Source organism: Leifsonia sp. 71-9, from assembly GCF_001898805.1.
Lineage (GTDB): Bacteria > Actinomycetota > Actinomycetes > Actinomycetales > Microbacteriaceae > Leifsonia.
In genome coordinates this window covers 35,528-53,387 of record NZ_MKVJ01000019.1, presented here as the reverse complement: position 1 = coordinate 53,387, position 17,860 = coordinate 35,528, and the positions used below count along the sequence as shown (strand labels likewise).

Here is a 17,860-nt window from a genome sequence, read left to right as displayed (position 1 = left end):
CCGCACCCTATTCCGGCCGCCCTCGGTGGCCGATTGCGATCGTGCCGTCCGGGCGGTCTTTCGGAAGCGTCCGCGCGCTCGTCCTCGATTGAGCCCGGTTGGTCCGCTCCATGATTGGCGGTAGACGAACCATCCGTGATACTTGTGGGTGGAGTCTCGGGGGATGCCGCCGGCGCCGACGCTGCGAGACCCGAAAGGCAGTGGCCGCACGGATGCGCGGTGTGCGCGACGGTTGCAGGATGGGGTGCGATGAAGTCGAGGGGAGCCCTGCGGGGCATGTTCGCGGGCGTGCTCGCTGTGGCGTTGGCGACGGTTCCTGCGGTTTCGGCGATGGCCGATACCGGGTCGAGCTGGTGGTACGACTTCTACAAGGTCGGCCAGGTCCAGTCCGAGGGGTGGACGGGCAAGGGGGTGAAGGTCGCGGTGATCGACAGACAGATCAATCCGGACCTCCCCGTGTTCCAGGGAACGTCGTTGACCGTCTCCGACGCCATGTCTTGTGCGTCGCCGGTGACCACGACGACGGTGACCAGTAACTCCCGGCACGGCACGAACATCACCTCGCAGCTCATCGGCAACGGGCAAGGTCCGAGCGCGGTGAAAGGCATCTCCCCGAAGGCCGACGTCACCTTCTATGGTCTTGGCGACGGACAGAAATGCTCCACGGAGGTCGTCGACGGACGTGATCTGAGCGACTTCGGTCAGGCGCTTCATGCGGCCGTCGCCGATGGGAACAGCATCGTCACCACCTCCGTCGCCTGGGATTCGCTTACCTCGGGCGACGTCACGGAGCTTGCGAAGGCGATTGCGCATGGGGTCGTCGTCGTCGGCTCGACCAACAACGATCCCAGCCAGAACACCGCTTTTCCGGCAGCCTCGAACGGGGTGGTCGCCGTGAACTCGGTCACCAGCACAGGCGCAATCCAGCCATCGGAGAACAATCCGAGCGTCCCCAACATCGTCGACGAGGTGACTGTTGTCGCTGCAGGCGAGGGGCTTGCAGGAATCGGCGACGTCGAAGCCGGCAGCTGGACTGCGACCTCGACGTCGGGCGCTTCTCTCGCGACTCCTATCGTCGCGGGCATGTTGGCGGTTGCGAAGCAGAAGTATCCGAAGGCGACGGCGAACCAGTTGATCCAGTCGCTGATTCACAACACGACGCCGGAGGATCACCCGCTCGCGCGGGACGAGACGGGCGGGTTCGGCTACGGGCCGGTCTCACTTACTCATCTCTTGGCGGTGGACCCGTCGCAGTATCCGGACAAGAATCCGCTGCTGGACAAGGCCTCGGGTGAGCCGACGGCGAAGCAGATCGCGGATGCGGGCACGGCGGCGACGGCTGCCCCGTCGGCGACACCCGGGGCGGCGGTTCAGCCGCAGAGCGGCGGCGGGGTTTCTGTCCCGCTTATCGTGGGGATCGTGGTCGGTGTGCTCGTCGTCGCGGGTGTGATCGTGGTGGTGGTCGTCCTCGGCGGCCGACGCAAAAAGAAGACAACAGGGGGTATCGCATGAGCAACGGAACCTGGGAGACACGCCTTCGCGCGCTTTCCACGACGGCGACGGATGTCCAGCTGCCAGCAGCGGACCGGATCAGGCAGCAGTTCGACGATCTGAAGTCGGCGTTGGATAAGGCGGCGAGCCAGAGCGGACTCCAGGGGCAGGCCGATGAGGCGGCGACTACGGCGCTGTCGAGCGTGTCGACCAGGGCCGCCAACGTGAGCGCGTCTCTCGAATCCGTCCAGAACGCGGTCGAGCACGCAAACGAGCGACGGCGTGATCTGGCCCACCACGAGATCAACTCTCTCGATCAGAAGGCCCCTGCATCGCTGTCGGGCACCGAGGCGAACATCCTCCAGTCCGCGGTGAGCGGCGCACTTTTCACCTTCGGTCCGCTGTCGATCGTGGCCGGGGCCGGCGCAGTGGGGATCGTCAACAACTTTCTCGCTGCGAACCGCGAGAGCCACGCGCGAGAGGCGGTCCAGCGCATCGGCGAGGTGATGGACGACATGGCACCGGAGCCCCCGGCCCGAGTCCCGGCGCCCGAGAACAATCGCGACAAGGACGGGACGTCTTCGAGCTCGTCGACATCGCGCGACAGCACTGGTGGCGGCCCCCGCGGCGGCATCCCCGCCGGCGGCTCCTTCAGCACCTACCCCGGCGCGCACATCGAGCCGCTCTCGCAGGTCGACACCGGCGGCGTCATCAGCTTCCCGCACACCGGCGGTTCGACCGGTGGCGGGCACACCGGGACCGGCGTGACGCCGGGTACCGGCATCGACGGCTCCATCACGCCGGACGGTCCGATCTCGGGCGGTTCGACGACGCCCGGGTTGGGTTCGGGTGGCAGCGGCAGCGGTCTCGGCGGCGGCAACGGCGGCGGTCTCGGCTCGACTCCTGGCCTGGCGGCCGGTGCGGGCGGGGCGCTCGCGCTCGGCGGGGCGAAGCTCGTCGCCGCGCGCGGTGGATCGATGCTCGGCTCGGGTCTCAACGCCAAGGTGGGCTCGCTCGGCGCCGGTGGCGCGGGCGGCAAGCTCGGCGGTCTGAGCGGTGCGGCGGAGTCCGCTGCGGCGCGCTCCGGCTCGCTCGCGGGCGCGGGACGCGCCGGAACCGGCGGACTGCTCGGATCCGGTTCGGGCTCGGGCGCTGCCGGAGCGGCAGGCGAAGGGGCCGCCGCGCGCGGTGGTGCCGGCGCGGGCATGATGGGCGGCGCGGGCGGGGCGGGCCGATCGGACGAGAAGCGGCAGGGCCGCGGGCTCGGCGGTCCCATCGCTCCAAAGATCGACGAGGACCAGGAGCGCGGACCCCGGTCGGCGTCGGCCGGTCCCGGCGGCCGCGGCTGAGCCGCGGACGTCGACCGACCAGGTGCTGAAGGATGCGGGCGTGAACACGATCTCGACTGAACCGTGCCGACGGGCGTGACCGAGCGGCGTCGTCTCGCGATCGTCGACGGTGCACGCGTGCACGAGATCGTCGTCCCCGCGGGCACGCTGCTCGAGACGGCGCTCGACGGGATCGGCCTCCGCCTGCAGGCCGGACAGCAGGTCCTCGTGGAGCGCACGGGACGCGAGGTCGCCATCGACCAGCCCGCGTGGCGCCTCGACGACGGCGCGCTCCTCTCGGTGGTCGACCTCCGTGACCGCCCGCAGCCGGGCAGACGCAGCGCTACCGCCTCCGGCGCCGCCGTCACGACCGAGACGGTCGCCTGGTGGATTCTCGGCGCCGTCGGCGTGCTGGTCAGCGCACTCGTGCTCGGGGGTGCGGACTCCCTCCCGGCCGGCATCCGGATCGGCGGCGCCGTCGGGCTCGGGGTCGCCGCCCTGATCGTCGGGATCACCTGGTCCGTGCGCACGCGGGACGACCTCGCCGACCCGAAGGCGACCACGACCGCTTCCCCCGCCGCCGCACTCGGACCGCTCGCACTCGCGTTCGCGGCCGGTGCCGCGGCCATCCCGGCCTCGGCTCACAGCATCCCGCTCGTGGTCCTCACCGGCCTCGCGGCGGCCGCGGTGCTCGCCGCCGTCATCGCCCTCGTGGCCTCCTCCGAGCAGGTAAGGGACTCCGCGGGCGCCGCCGCCGTCGTGCTGCTCATCCTCGGGGCGATCTGGGCCCTGGCTCTGCTGCTCGGGATGCCCGCGCAGGGCGCCGCGGCGATCACCCTCGGCGCCGCGCCCGTCGCGCTGCGCGCCCTCCCGACGATGCTCCTCGACGTGCCGCCCGGGATGTTCATCGACTACCAGCGCTATCAGTCGACCCGCTGGGCCGTGCGCGAGCGCGTGCCCGAGCCGGGGGAACCCGTCACCCTGACCGGTGCGCGTCGCATCGCGGGCCAGTCGACGGCACGCCTGCGGACGGCGACGGTCCAGATCGCCGGGATGGCGGCGATCTCCGCCCCGGTGGCGCTCATCCCGCTCCAGCCGGCCGATCCGCTGCGGTTCTGGGGCCAGCTCGTCCTGGCCGCGACCGCCTCCCTCGCCCTCGTGCTCGGCGCCCGCCGCTCGTCGGTGCGGCTGCTGCGCTGGGTTCCCCGCGCCTCGGCCGCCGTGGTCGTGCTCTCCGTCGTCGTCGCGGCGATGCTCGCGTCCGGCGCGCTCGGCCTTAGCGTCGCCGCGGCCGGTCTGCTCCTGATCGGGATCGCGACCTCGGCCGTGCTCGTCGCGGTCGGCCGCGGGGCGAGCTCGCTGTTCTGGTCCCGCCTCGCCGATCTCGTCGAGGCGCTGTGCGTGGTCTTCGCGCTTCCGGCCGGCCTCGTCGCCGCCGGCGTCATCGACCTGATGAGAGGGGTGATGGCGTGATGAGCGCTGTCTCGTGCTGGAACTGCGGGCAGACGCTTCCCGACGGGACCGCCCGCTGCCCGTCCTGCGGCGTGCCGCAGGACCGCCGCCCGTCCGCGCCCGCCCCGGCAGGCGCACCTGCCACGGGAGACGTGCCGGCCGTGGGCGCGCTCCCCACGGCATCTCGCGTCGTCGCCCGTGACGCGTCCCCGCTCGGCCCGGAGTTCGCCGGCAACCCGGCAGCCGTCGGCGCTCGACTCGCGGCCTTCACGATCGATGTCGTCGCGGTCGCCGTCGTCGCCGTCGTCGTCGCCGCGCTGACCCGCTCCGCCGTCCTGACCGCCCTCGCCGTCGTCGAGCTCGCCGCCGGGCTGCTCGTCCTGCAGGCGCGCACCGGCCTCGGCCTCGGGAACGCCCTCCTGCGCCTGCGCGTCTCGCGCAGCGACGCCCCGTTCTCCCCGGGACTGGGTCGCGCGTTCGTGCGCTCCTTCCTCGTCGGCGCGGGCTCGCTCGCCCTGGGGGTCGGCGCGTGGATCGTCGAAGCATCGTCGGCCTGGGACCGGGGTGCGAAACGCCGCTCCTGGGCGGACCGCGCCGCGGGCACCGTCGTGGTCGCCGTCCCGCGCCGCGTCGCAACGGAGTCCGCTGCCCCGGCCGCGCCGTCGATCGTCGCGCCTCCACTGCCCGGAGGCGTCTCCTTCGATCTCTCCGAGCAGGTGACGGTGCTCCCCGGCGCCGCGCCGACCATCGCTCCGGCGCCGCCGGCCGCCCCTGCGGCGCCGTCCGCGCCCGTCCTCGCACCGCCCCAGGTCATCCCGTCCCGCGACGTGCGCGGTGTCGTCGGCGACACCGGCCGGTCCGCAGACACGGGCACCGGGACGGGAACGGGGACCGGCACACCGGGTGCACCCGGCCCCGTGCCGGTGGAGGCGGCAGGAGGCGTCGTCGGCGGCGAGACCGGCGGCGAGCTCCTCCTGATCTTCGACACGGGGCAGCGGGAGCAGCTGCCCGTCCCGGTGGCGGTCAACCTCGGCCGTGCCCCCGCGGGAACCGATCCCGGCGATCGTCTCGTCGTCGTCCGCGACCCCGAGCACACGGTGTCCAAGACGCACGCGCGCCTCGAGCACTCATTCTCGGGCACGTGGATCACGGACGGCGGATCGACCAACGGCACCGAGCTCCTCGACGAGACCGGAGCCTCCCGGCGCCTGGAGCCCGGCGTGCGGACCCTCGTCGAGGACGGCGTCCGCGTGCAGCTCGGCAACCGCGTCTTCACCATCAGCAGACTTCTCGGAGGTGCGTCATGAGCGCTGGTCCCCGGCTCGCACCCCCGCGCGTCCCCGGCGGCAAGATCGTCGTGCAGGCTCCACCCGAGCTCGTCCCGAGCGAGAGCGGCGGCCTCATCACGTCGCTGCTGCCCATGCTCGGCAGCATCGGCGCGATCGTGATGGTCACCATCTCGAACGCCGGCCCGACCGGCTTCATCACCGGCGGCATGTTCCTGCTCTCCTCCCTCGGCTTCGTGGCCGTGAACGGCTGGCGTCAGCGGTCGCAGCGCACGTCGCAGGTGCTCGGGAGCCGGCGGGAGTACCTGGCGTACCTCTCCGAGCTGCGCGACACCGTCCGCACGGCGGCCCGTCAGCAGCGCCGGTACGGCAACTGGGTGAACCCGGCCCCGTCGGCGCTCCCGTTCATCACCGAGGACCGCACGCGCGTGTGGGAGCGGATCGCCTCCGACGAGGACTTCCTGCTCGCCCGCATCGGCGTCTCGGACCAGCCGCTGTGCGTGACGCTGGAGGCCCCCGAGCTGCCGCCGCTCGCGCAGCTCGACCCGGTCGCGGCCTCCGCCGCGCACCGCTTCATGCTGACGCACGAGGTGCAGCCGCGCCTGCCGCTGGCCGTGCCGCTCACCGACTACTCGCGGGTGGAGATCACCGGCGGCGACGAGAACGCCGTGCGATCCCTCGCCCGCTCGATGCTGCTCGGGATCGCCACGATGCAGTCGCCCGACGACGTGCGCATCGCGGTGCTCGCGGGCGACGGCCAGCTCTCGCAGTGGGAGTGGGCCAAGTGGCTCCCGCACGTCCAGTCCGTCCGCGTGGAGGACCGGCTCGGCCCGGCGCGCGCGATCTCCTCCTCCATCGACGAGCTCGCCAGGATGCTGCCCGCCGAACTGCGCGAGCGCCCGCGGTTCTCGCCGGGGGCGAAGGCCGCTCCGCACGTCATCCTCGTGGTCGACGGCGCACGCGTGCCGGCGGGCGATCCGCTCGTGGGCGGCGACGGCGTCGCCGGGGTGACCGTCATCGAGCTGCCGACCCGCTGGGGCGCCCTGGAGGACACGGACGTGCTCCGGCTCGCGCTGCCCGGCGACCCGGCCGCGCCCGCCGACCGGGCCGAGGCCATCGACCTCCAGTCCGACACGCGCGTGTTCACCCCGGACACCGTCTCGGTGGTCGAGGCGGAAGCCACCGCACGCCGGCTCCTGCCCCTCTACGCCGGGCCGGTCGCCGCCACCGACGGCGGCACCACCCGGGCGCAGCTGGAGCTCGTCGAGCTGCTCGGCCTCCCGGACGTGCGCGAGGTCGACCTCGACCGCGCCTGGGCGGGGCGCCTGGAGCGCGACCGCCTGCGCGTCCCGATCGGACAGGACACCGACGGCGCCACCCTGGTGCTCGACCTCAAGGAGGCCGCGCAGCAGGGCATGGGACCGCACGGTGTGCTCATCGGCGCCACCGGTTCCGGCAAGTCCGAGGTGCTCCGCACCCTGGTGCTCGCGCTCGCCCTGACCCACTCTCCCGAGCAGCTCAATTTCGTGCTCGTCGACTTCAAGGGCGGCGCGACCTTCGCCGGGATGGCGGGGATGCCCCACGTGTCGGCCATCATCACCAACCTCGGCAGCGAGCTCGCCCTCGTCGACCGGTTCCAGGACGCGCTGCAGGGCGAGGTCGTGCGGCGGCAGGAACTGCTGCGCGCCGCCGGCAACTTCGCGAACGTGTCGGACTACGAGAAGGCGCGCCGCAACGGCCGCACCGACCTCGAGCCGCTCCCCGCGCTCCTGATCGTGGCGGACGAGTTCTCGGAGCTGCTCGCCGCGAAGCCGGAGTTCGTCGAGAGCTTCGTGAGCATCGGCCGCGTGGGCCGCTCGCTCCAGATCCACCTCCTGCTCGCCTCGCAGCGGTTGGAGGAGGGCAAGCTCCGCGGCCTCGACACCTACCTCTCGTACCGGATCGGTCTGCGCACGTTCTCCGCGGCCGAGTCGCGCACGGTCCTCGGCGTCCCGGACGCGTACACGCTCCCGCAGGAGCCGGGCGTCGGCTACCTCAAGGCCGACACCGAGTCGATGACGCAGTTCCGCGCGGCCTACGTCTCGGGTCCGCCGAAGACGCGCCGCCGTGCCGGCGGCGGCGACGGCCCCGTGACGGCGACCGCCGCGGACGTCGCCCTCTTCACGGCGGCCGCGCAGCCGCTCGAACTGCCGGAGTCCACCGACGCTCCGATCGTGACGACCGCCGTCGAGCCGGTGGAGGAGCGCAGCACGTTCCAGATCGCGGTCGAGCGGATGAGCGGCCGCGGTCCCGCGGCGCACCAGGTCTGGTTGCCGCCGCTGCGCGATCCCGAACCGCTCGACCGGCTCATGCCCGACCTCGCGGTCGACCCGGCCCTCGGGCTCGTGTCGCCGTCGTGGCGCGCGGCGGGTTCGCTCACCGTCCCGCTGGGCGTCGTCGATGTGCCGCTGGAGCAGCGGCGCGAGCAGCTCGTCGTCTCCCTCGGCGGCGCGGGCGGTCACGTGGCGATCGTCGGCGGACCGCTCAGCGGCAAGTCCACGCTCGTCAGGACGCTGGTGGCGTCCCTCGCTCTCACCGGAACGCCGCTCGAGCTGCAGTTCTACGTGCTCGACTTCGGCGGCGGCAGCTTCGTCGGCATGCAGCGGCTGCCGCATGTCGCCGGCGTCGCGACCCGCACCGAGGAGGAGTCCGTGCGCCGCACGGTCGCCGAGGTGGAGTCGATCCTGGATGCCCGCGAGCTGTACTTCCGCCAGCACGGCATCGACTCGATCGACACCTACCGGCAGCGCCGCGCCGAGGGCCTGGTCGACGACGGCTGGGGCGACGTGTTCCTCGTGGTGGACAGCTGGTCGACGCTGCGGACCGAGTACGAGGCGCTCGAACCGCGCATCCAGGCCATCGCGGCGCGCGGACTCAGCTTCGGCGTGCACCTCGTCGTCACCACGAACCGGTGGCTCGAGATCCGCTCGAGCCTGAAGGACCTCCTGCAGACCCGCGTGGAGCTGCGCCAGGGCGACGCGAGCGACTCCGAGATCGACCGCAAGGCCGCCGCGAACGTCCCCGCCGACGCCCCCGGCCGCGGTCTCGCGCCGAGCAAGCTGCACATGCTCGGCGCCCTGCCGCGCATCGACGGCTCGGGAGACGCGTCGCGCCTCGTCGACGGCGTCGACGACCTCGTCGACCGCGTCTCGAACGCCTGGCGCGGACCGGCGGGCCCGAAGCTGCGGCTCCTGCCGGAGGACATCTCGCTCGACGAGGTGCGCGCCCAGGCGCCCGCGGGCGACCGCCGGCTGCTCCTCGGTGTCGACGAGGCCCAGCTCGCCCCCTTCGGCATCGACCTGGCCGCCGAGTCGCACCTCTACCTCTACGGCGACTCCGGGATGGGCAAGTCCTCGTTCCTGCGCGGCATCGTGCAGGAGATCGGCCGGCTCTACACCCCGGAGCAGGCCAAGATCTTCGCGATCGACTACCGGCGCGCCCTGCTGGGCGAGATCCCGAGCGAGTACCTCGGCGCGTACATCACGTCGCACGACCAGGCGATGTCGGGCGTGGGCGAGCTCGCCCAGTTCTTCTCCGGCCGCCTCCCGGGCCAGGACGTGACGACCGAGCAGCTGCGCGACCGTTCGTGGTGGAAGGGCGCGGAGGGCTTCGTGATCGTGGACGACTACGACCTCGTCGCGACCAGCCAGGGCAACCCGGTGGCGGCGCTTCGCCCGCTGCTCGCCCAGGCGGCCGACGTCGGCCTCCACGTCATCATCACGCGGCGCACCGGCGGTGCGAGCCGTCAGGCGTACGACCCGATCATCCAGGGGTTCACCGACCTCGGCGTGACCGGCATCATCCTCGGCGGCAACCCGGAGGAGGGCGCCCTGATCGACCGGGTGAAGCCCATCCCGTCGGTGCCGGGACGCGCTCAGGTCGTCAGCCGCGAGCGCGGTCTGTTCTCCGCCCAGCTCGCCCTCCCTGCGACCCGAACGGGGCGATGATCCGGCGGATGGAATCGAATAGGCTGGTGAGGACGCCGGGGTTCCGGTGGCCCTGTGACCAGACCGGGGCCGCACGATCCGGTTCGTCGGGGGAGAGGACCGTGATGCCCGGTCGTAACGAGCGGAGGGCCGAGGCGTGAGCAGACGAGCCATCGCCTCCCCGCCCGTGCTGCCCGGGTACGCCGTCATCCGACCGCTCGGATCCGGCGGCTTCGCCGACGTCTTCCTGTACGAGCAGGACCTCCCGCGCCGTGTGGTCGCGGTGAAGGTGCTGGCCGCGGAGGCGGTGAACGACGACACCCTGCGGGCGTTCAACGCCGAGGCGGACATCCTCGCCCGGCTGAGCGCGCATCCCGCGATCGTCACCGTGCACCTCGCGAGCATCTCGTCGGACGGCCGCCCGTTCTTCGTGATGGAGTACTGCCCCGACACGATGAGCGCGCGGCTCCGACGCGACTCCCTCGCGCTGACGACCGTGCTCGAGACCGGTGTGCGGATCGCGGGCGCCGTCGAGACCGTGCACCGCGCCGGCCTGCTGCACCGCGACATCAAGCCCTCCAACATCCTCATCACGGCGCTCGGCTCGGCCGTGCTCGCCGACTTCGGCATCGCCGCCGCGGACGACGAGGACGGCGACGTCGCGATGTCGGTCCCGTGGTCGGCGCCGGAAGTCCTGCAGGAGACCACGAACGGCACGATCGCGAGCGAGGTGTGGAGCCTCGCGGCCACCGTCTACACCCTGCTCACCGGGCGCAGCCCGTTCGAGTCGGACCGCCGCCAGGCGAACACGCGCGACCTGATGACCGGCCGCATCCTGAAGGCCGTCTACACGCCGACCGGCCGCGACGACGTGCCGCCGCGCTTGGAGGAGGCGCTGCGGACCGCGCTGTCGAAGGATCCGGCCCGCCGCTTCGCCTCCGCGCAGGCGTTCGCCGAGGAGCTGCGCTGGGTGCAGTACGAGCTCGGCATCCCGCCGACGGCGATCGAGGTCGCCTCGCCCGAGTGGGCGCGCGCCGCCGGCCTGATCGACCTCGACGACCGCGACCGCCGCGGCCCCGTCGTCTCCACCGTCAACCCCGACTCGCGGCGTGCGCAGCGCGAGGCCAAGCAGGCCGAGGCCGCGGCGGAGGCCAAGCGCGACCGCGACGGCCTCGTCGTGCGCGAGCGCCGCTGGGCCGGCAACCCGATCGTCCCCGCCCTCATCGGCGCCGGGGTGGCGGTCGTCGCCGTCGTCGGCGTGGGCGTCGCCCTGATCGCGGGCGGGGTGCTGTGAAGCAGCGGGCACCTCGTCGCCGCTTCGGCCGCGCCACCGCCGTGACCGCGGTCGTCGCCGCCATCGCGCTCGTGGTGACGGGCGCCGTCATCGCGCAGGGGTACGACACCCAGAAGTCGGAGGCCGTCGAGAGCTCCGTCTGGGTGACGAAGGCCTCCGGCCAGTACGCGCGCGTCGACACCGACCTCAAGCAGCTCAGCACGGTGCGGGATGCGGAGGATCCGAGCGGCGTCGTGCAGCACGGCTCCCAGGGCATCGTCTTCACGCAGGGCTTCCGCCAGGCGTGGGAGGTCGATCCGGCCGACCCGAAGGCGCTCGTCGAGGGGTCGACGGCCGAGGCCGCGTCCTCGTCCGGGGCCTCGGGATCGTCGTCGGGCGGCTCGACCGGCGCCTCCACCCCGAGCGGCACCCGGCAGGTGCTCTCGAACGGCGACTGGGCCGCGTACCTCACCGACGCGGGCACGGTGTACGTGCAACAGCTCTCCGCGCAGGGATCCGCCGGCAAGCCGGTCCCGATCGACCCGCTGCAGCAGGAGCGCACCACGAAGGGCGCCGAGGGCTACGTCGCGACGGCCGTCGCCGTGGGGGCGGACGGCACGGTCGCCCTGTACTCGGCGAAGGAGCGCGCGGTGCGCGTCTACGACGCCGCGCGCGGCACCTGGACGGGCGACGCCGCGAAGCTCGCCTCCTCGCCGCCGGCCTCGGCCAAGGTCGCGCTCGCGCTCGCGGGCGGCACCTGGGTGCTCGCCGCGCCCGCGCAGAGCAAGGCGTGGATCGCCGGACGCGATGCCGCGGTCGACGTGCGCCTCGGCAGCGACGCGATCGCCGGGAGCACCTCCGACGGCGCCGCCGCCTACTTCGCCGACGGCTCCGGGCTCGTGGCCGTGCAGGTGCGCAGCGGTCAGTCCGGCCGCACCGTCGACGCATCCGGCACTCCCGCCGCGCCGACCGAGGTGGCGGGCACCGTCTACGGCGCGTGGCTCTCCACCACCGCCGGGCGCCTCTGGTCGTCCACCGGGGGCACCACGACGCTGGAGGTGCCCCAGGGCACGCTCGAGGACGCCCGCTCGCTCGCGCCCCAGATCCTGAGCAACGGCCAGCGCGCCGTGCTCGACGAGACCGAGTCGGGGACGCTCTGGACCATCCCGGACGGAACGCTCATCCCGCCGTCCCAGTGGAACGCCGACGACGAGAAGAAGACCCAGGAGACCGAGACCACGACGCAGGTCGAGGAGGTCACCCAGGAGATGCCGCCGGTGGCGCAGCCGTCGAGTTTCGGCGTGCGCGCGGGCGCGACCGCCATCCTCCCCGTGCTCCTCAACGCGCACTCGCCCGTGAAGCGCGCCGTGCTCTCGATCGTGCCCGACTCGCTCGGGGGCGGCCTCAGCGATCCGGGCTTCGGCGACCTGTCGCTGACGGCCGACGACCAGCAGCTCGCGATCCACGTGCGCGCGCAGAGCGGCACCGCGACGTTCAGCTACGTGGTGACCGACGGACTCATGCAGTCCCAGCCGGCGACCGTCACGCTGCACGTCGTGGCGGACGCGGACAACAGCGCCCCGGCCTGGTGCGGCATCGACAACTGCATGCAGACCTGGCCGACCGTGTCGCTCGCGCCGGGCGGCACCGTCTCGGTCCCGGTGCTCTCCGCGTGGGTGGATCCGGACGGCGATCCGATCGCCCTGGCCGATGCCCGCAAGACGGACGCCGCCGCCCCGATCCGCGTCGTCGCGACCGCGGACGGCCGGGTCGCCGTCCGCCACACCGACCCGAACGCCGGCGCGGGCACCTACGCGGTGACCGTGACGGTGGTGGATGCGCGCGGCGCCCAGACGACGAAGGAGCTCGTCGTCTCGGTCGCGGCCGATCCGGCGCTCACCACGGTGCCCGCCGCCGTCGTCACCGGCGTCGGCGAGCCGCGCACGGAGGCGATCGCGGACCACGTCGAGGGCGGCTCCGGCTCGTACCGGCTCACCGACGCGGTCATCACCACCGGCGACAAGGACTACGCGACGGTGACGCCGAACGGCGCGGCCGGCACCATCCAGCTCACGGCGAAGGCCGCGGGCGAGTACTTCGTCGGCTACACCGTGCAGGACGCGCAGACCAAGGCCGAGCAGACCGGCGTGCTCCGCTTCAGCGTGGTGGCGGGAGGCCGGGCGCTCACCATCCCGCCGCTCGTCGCCTTCGCCCGCGCGCAGGAGGACACGACGCTCGACGTGCTCCCGGCCGTCCAGAACACGTCGGGCCGCGTCCTCGCCGTCCAGTCGGTCACGGCGGACGAGGACCGCCTGTCGGCGAGCGTCGTCGACAACGCCCAGGTCCGCGTCAGCGGCACCACGGCGGACGGCAGGCCCGGACGCATCGGCACCGCCACGGTGACGATCGGCGACGGCGCCGGGCAGACCGTCCAGGGCGAGATCACGGTCTTCCTCGTCGACCCGGCGACCGGCATCGGACCGATCGCGCGCCCCGACGCCGTGACGGTGCGGGCGGGCACGCAGGTCGACATCCCGGTCACCGCCAACGACATCGCGCCGCGCGGTGAGCGCCTCGTGCTCTCCTCGCAGATCGAGGGCTCGGGGGCCCCGGGCGAGCTCGTCTTCGCCGCCGGCGACACCGTGCGCTACCTCGCGCCGACCAAGGCGGGCGTCTACACGCTCCACTACTCGGACTACGTCGAATCGGACCCGAGCCGCCTCGACTCGACGGAGATCACGGTCACCGTCATCGCCGACGGCGCCAACCGCGCGCCGGAGCCGTCGACCCTGACCGCCCGCGTCCGCGCCGGCGGGACCGTCACCCTCGCCGTTCCCTCGGCCGGCCAGGACCCGGACGGCGACGCCACGGTGCTCTCGTCGCTCGCCCAGCCGAAGGCCGGGTCGGGCGCCGCGACCATCGGGCCGGACGGCCGATCGATCGTCTACACGGCGCCCGGCGGCGGCGTCAGCGGCGGCCAGGTGTCGTTCGGCTACACCCTGCGCGATCCGGCGGGCGCCACCGGAGACGGGGTCATCCGCATCGCCGTCCTCGGCAGCGCGGACGCCGACGTCGCGCCGATCACCTACAGCGACGCGGTGCGCACGGTGAAGGGCTCGACCACGCCGCTCACGGTGCAGCCGCTCCTGAACGACCGCGACCCGGCGGGCGGCATGCTCAGCCTCGTCTCCGTCGTGCCCAACGCGCCCGAGCTCCCCGGCTCCAGCGAGTACAACCGCCTGAAGGGCCTGATCGCCTCCGGCACCGACCTGAAGTCGGGGACGGTCCGCCTGCTCCCGGGCGACGTGGAGGGTGTGCAGTCGTACATCTACACCGTGAAGTCCTCGGCGACCTCCAGCACCGCGCAGGGTCTCATCGTCGTGACCGTGACGGCGGAGGCCGCGACCGACGTGCCCGTCGTGACGGACACCGTGGTCGGCACCCGCGACCGCAGCGAGCTCGCGACGGGGATCGACGTGGTCGCGGGCAAGACCGTGTGGAGCTCCGGCAGCATCTCCGACCTCACGCTCTCGATCTGGGGGCCGTCGGCGTCGTCGTACACCGTGACGGGGCACCGGATCAGCGGGCCGGTCCCTCGCGACGGCGCGCTCGTGCCCTTCGCGCTGACCGGGATCGACCAGACCGGCCGCAAGTCGGTCGGCTACGGCTTCCTGCGCATCCCCGCGTTCGACGACATGCGCCTGCAGCTCGCGGGCGGGCTCACCGCCTACAAGGTCGGAGAGGAGCAGTCGGTATCCATCCCGCTGAAGGAGGCCGTCGACCTGGTCTCCGGGGATGCCCTGCAGGTGCGCGACGACAACTCGTTCGCCGTCCAGCGCGCGAACGCCCGGTGCACGCCCGGCGGCGGTTCCAGCGCAACATACGCGGCCGGCCGCGAGGCGCCGTGGACCGACACCTGCACGGTACAGGTGCGCCTGGCCGGGCAGAGCACCTGGACCGCCCTGCCGGTGCCGGTCGTCATCCAGCCCAAGAGCCCGCAGGCCCAGCTCAACTCGGTCAGCCGTACGGTCGCTCCGGGCGCCTCCCAGACCATCGACCTGTACGCCGACCTGACCAGCTGGGAGGGCGGCCGCGTCGGCGACCAGGGCGCGCTCGACTACGCGATCGTGTATTCGGGGACCAACTTCGCCGTCACCCAGTCCGGGCGCACGCTGACCGCGACGGCGAGGGCGGATGCGCACCCCGGCGCCCGCGAGAACGTCACCGTCAAGGTGACCTCGTTCGGCGGCCTCACCGCCAACGTCACGCTCGTCGTGGGAGCGGCGCCGCCGGACGCCCCGCGCGCCGCCACCTTCACCCAGTCGTGCTCGGTGAGCGGCGGACCGTCCTGCTCCGTCACGGTCATCGGCGTGGCGGGGGAGTACGACCCGTTCCAGGGCAAGCAGGGCTCCGGCCTCAAGCTCGTGGGCCTCGGGCAGACGACCTGCGCGGTCGCGTCGATCTCCGCCTCCGGGACCAGCGCGATCACCGCCACCTGGCCGGGCGGACCGAAGCCGGCCGGCGGCAGCTGCATCGTCCCGTACACCGTCGCCGACGCGCAGGGCCGCACCGGCGGCGGCACCCTCACCCTCGACGTCCAGGGCTATCCGGCGCAGCCCAGCTCCGTGACGACCACGGGCTTCACCGGATCGAGCGTGACGCTCCTCGTCACGCTCGGCGAGGCTGCCCTCGCGCACCCCGGGCTGCGCGGCGTCGCGATCTACGAGAACGGCCAGCAGGTGCCGTCGAGCTGCTCCGCCGGCGCGGCGGGCACCTACTCCTGCACCGTCGGCGGTCTCGTGAACGGGCAGCGCCACACCTTCACCGCGCGGGCGGTCAACGCCGTGGGCGAGTCGCTCGACACGACGCCGGTGGTCACCTGGGCGTACCAGCCCCCGGTCATCAGCGGCGGCAGCAGCGGCACCGTCTACGACCCGGCGCGCACGACGGCGACGCTGGGCGTGATCTCGCTCTCGATCCAGTCGAGCGACGACACCAGCGGGTTCCAGATCAGCATCGACGGCAACCCCGTCGCCCAGGTGCCGCGCACCGGTGCGACGACCACGTGGACGGGGACGGCCTCCCCGGGATCACGGAACATCTCCGTCATCCCCGTCAGCCAGTTCCAGCCGCCGCTCGGATCGGGCAACACCGGTTCGGCGTGGGCGCAGTCCGTGCAGGTGTCGGGTGCGCCGATCGTCACGTCCAACGGATCGCTCGTCGCGTCGTCGAACACGGCGCTGCAGCTGAAGGACGTCGGGGTGGACCCGAACCACAGCGCCAAGGGCGTCAACGTGCTCTACGCGGTGTGGCGGGAGGGGGCGCCGCAGCCGTCGTGCTCGATGGACGGCAACGGCAACCCGGTGATGCCCGGAGGACAGGCCTCGAACAACTTCGGCGGACTGCAGGAGTACACCAGGTACTTCGGGCAGGCGTGCGCCGCGAACGGTTTCGGCGCGGTCGCCACCGGCACGCAGTCGGCGTACACCTTCACGATCTCGCCCGGCGGCCCCGGCGTCACCTACACGGTCGGCGTCGACCCGTCGCGCACCATCACCTCCGGCGCCTTCACCAGCGGATACGAGTTCCTCAGCGTGACGGCGCCGAACGTGCCGCCGCGGTCGCTGTTCGGCGTCTACTACCGGATCAACGGCAATCTCACCCACGACTTCGCGCTGTCGAAGGACAGCGATCCGGGCCAGATCACCTACAGCTACTGCTTCCTCGACAGCACCAGTTCGTGCGGGGCGAACGCGCCTGTGACGCCGACGACCATCCCGACGACGGTCACCGTCAACGTGCCGACGGACTGCACGGTCGCACCGACGAAGGACGACATCGTGTTCTCGGGCGCGGTCAAGTCGGCGGGGGCGTACACGACCGACGTCTCGATCGACCCCGCGACCCGGACCGTGAGCTACAAGATCACCTTCACCGGCGCGTACCAGGCGCTCGGCGAACGGACCCTGACCCGCTGCGGCGTCGCAGCGCCGACCAACCCCGACCCAGGTGCCGGCGGCACCGGCGGGACGGGCGGATGAGCGACGCCATGACATCGAGACCGCCACGACCGCGACCGACGACCGAGGAAGACGCATGACCATCACCCCCGAACAGACCGCCTGGTTCCAGTCGACCTTCGCCCAGCTCGTGGAGAACGTCGAGCAGGCGGTGCTCGGCAAGCGCCACATCGTCGAGCTCGTGTTCGCGACCCTGCTGAGCGAGGGCCACATCCTCCTCGAGGACGTCCCCGGCACCGGCAAGACGGCGCTCGCCCGCGCCCTCGGCCAGACCATCCGCGGCACGTCGACGCGCATCCAGTTCACCCCGGACCTGCTGCCCGGCGACGTGACCGGCATCACGGTCTACGACCAGAAGCGCGGCGAGTTCGAGTTCCACACCGGCCCGATCTTCGCCAACGTGGTCCTGGCCGACGAGATCAACCGCGCCAGCCCGAAGACCCAGTCGGCGCTGCTCGAGGTGATGGAGGAGGGCCGCGTCACCGTCGACGGCGTCACCCGCCCGGTCGGCGTCCCGTTCGTGGTGATCGCGACGCAGAACCCGGTGGAGCAGGCGGGCACCTACCGGCTGCCGGAGGCGCAGCTCGACCGCTTCATGATCCGCGCCTCCATCGGCTACCCCGACGATGCGTCGACCCTGCGGATCCTGCAGGGCGCGATGCACCCGCGCCGCGAGGTGCCCGAGATCGTCGACGCCCAGCTGATCGTGACGATGTCCGACCTGGTCGCCGGGGTCTACAGCAGCCCGCTGGTGCTCGACTACATCATGCGGCTGATCGCGGCCACCCGCCGGGCGAGCGAGGTCAAGCTCGGCGTCAGCGTGCGCGGCGGCCTCGCCCTGGCCCGCCTCGCCGCCACCTGGGCCGTCGCCCACGGACGCAGCTTCGTCACCCCCGACGACGTGCGCGACCTCGCGCTGCCCGTGCTCGCGCACCGCCTCGTCCTCAACCCCGACGCGGAGTTCGACGGCGTGACGCCCGACGCCGTGATCGGGCAGATCCTGCTGGACGTCGAGGCGCCCGTGGAGAACGGAGCGGCCTGAGGC

The 17,860-nt window shown here is 72.7% G+C and carries 8 protein-coding genes; all 8 read left to right on the top strand.

Translation table 11 applies throughout. The features are described from left to right. The first annotated feature begins 249 nt into the window (after positions 1 to 249). The 8 genes from BGO91_RS14310 (at position 250) to BGO91_RS14275 (ending at position 17,857) form a co-directional block, all read left to right on the top strand. Positions 250 to 1,512: a S8 family serine peptidase gene (locus tag BGO91_RS14310; RefSeq protein ID WP_290473410.1), complete on the top strand. Its 1,263-nt coding sequence runs from the start codon at positions 250 to 252 to the stop codon at positions 1,510 to 1,512. Beyond that, positions 1,509 to 2,840: a hypothetical protein gene (locus BGO91_RS14305; RefSeq protein ID WP_290473409.1), complete on the top strand. Its 1,332-nt coding sequence runs from the start codon at positions 1,509 to 1,511 to the stop codon at positions 2,838 to 2,840. The genes BGO91_RS14310 and BGO91_RS14305 overlap by 4 nt, the downstream gene beginning before the upstream one ends. Before the next feature lie 75 nt (positions 2,841 to 2,915). Further along, positions 2,916 to 4,292, top strand: coding sequence for a hypothetical protein (locus BGO91_RS14300; RefSeq protein WP_290473408.1), 1,377 nt, complete (start codon positions 2,916 to 2,918; stop codon positions 4,290 to 4,292). Next, positions 4,292 to 5,578, top strand: coding sequence for an RDD family protein (locus BGO91_RS14295; RefSeq protein WP_290473407.1), 1,287 nt, complete (start codon positions 4,292 to 4,294; stop codon positions 5,576 to 5,578). Before BGO91_RS14300 ends, BGO91_RS14295 begins: the two co-directional genes overlap by 1 nt. Further along, positions 5,575 to 9,543 carry a type VII secretion protein EccCa gene (gene eccCa, locus BGO91_RS14290; protein ID WP_290473406.1) on the top strand — a complete coding sequence of 1,323 codons (3,969 nt, stop codon included), beginning with the start codon at positions 5,575 to 5,577 and terminating at the stop codon, positions 9,541 to 9,543. The genes BGO91_RS14295 and eccCa overlap by 4 nt, the downstream gene beginning before the upstream one ends. A 136-nt stretch (positions 9,544 to 9,679) precedes the next feature. Then, positions 9,680 to 10,816 carry a serine/threonine-protein kinase gene (locus BGO91_RS14285; protein WP_290473405.1) on the top strand — a complete coding sequence of 379 codons (1,137 nt, stop codon included), beginning with the start codon at positions 9,680 to 9,682 and terminating at the stop codon, positions 10,814 to 10,816. Next, positions 10,813 to 16,836 (top strand): Ig-like domain-containing protein, encoded by a 6,024-nt coding sequence (locus BGO91_RS14280; protein ID WP_290473404.1) that lies wholly within the window; start codon positions 10,813 to 10,815, stop codon positions 16,834 to 16,836. The genes BGO91_RS14285 and BGO91_RS14280 overlap by 4 nt, the downstream gene beginning before the upstream one ends. Positions 16,837 to 16,891: 55 nt before the next feature. Continuing rightward, the gene (locus BGO91_RS14275) at positions 16,892 to 17,857 is read left to right on the top strand and encodes a MoxR family ATPase (RefSeq protein WP_290473403.1); all 966 of its coding nucleotides are present in this window, start codon (positions 16,892 to 16,894) and stop codon (positions 17,855 to 17,857) included. Positions 17,858 to 17,860 lie beyond the last annotated feature (3 nt).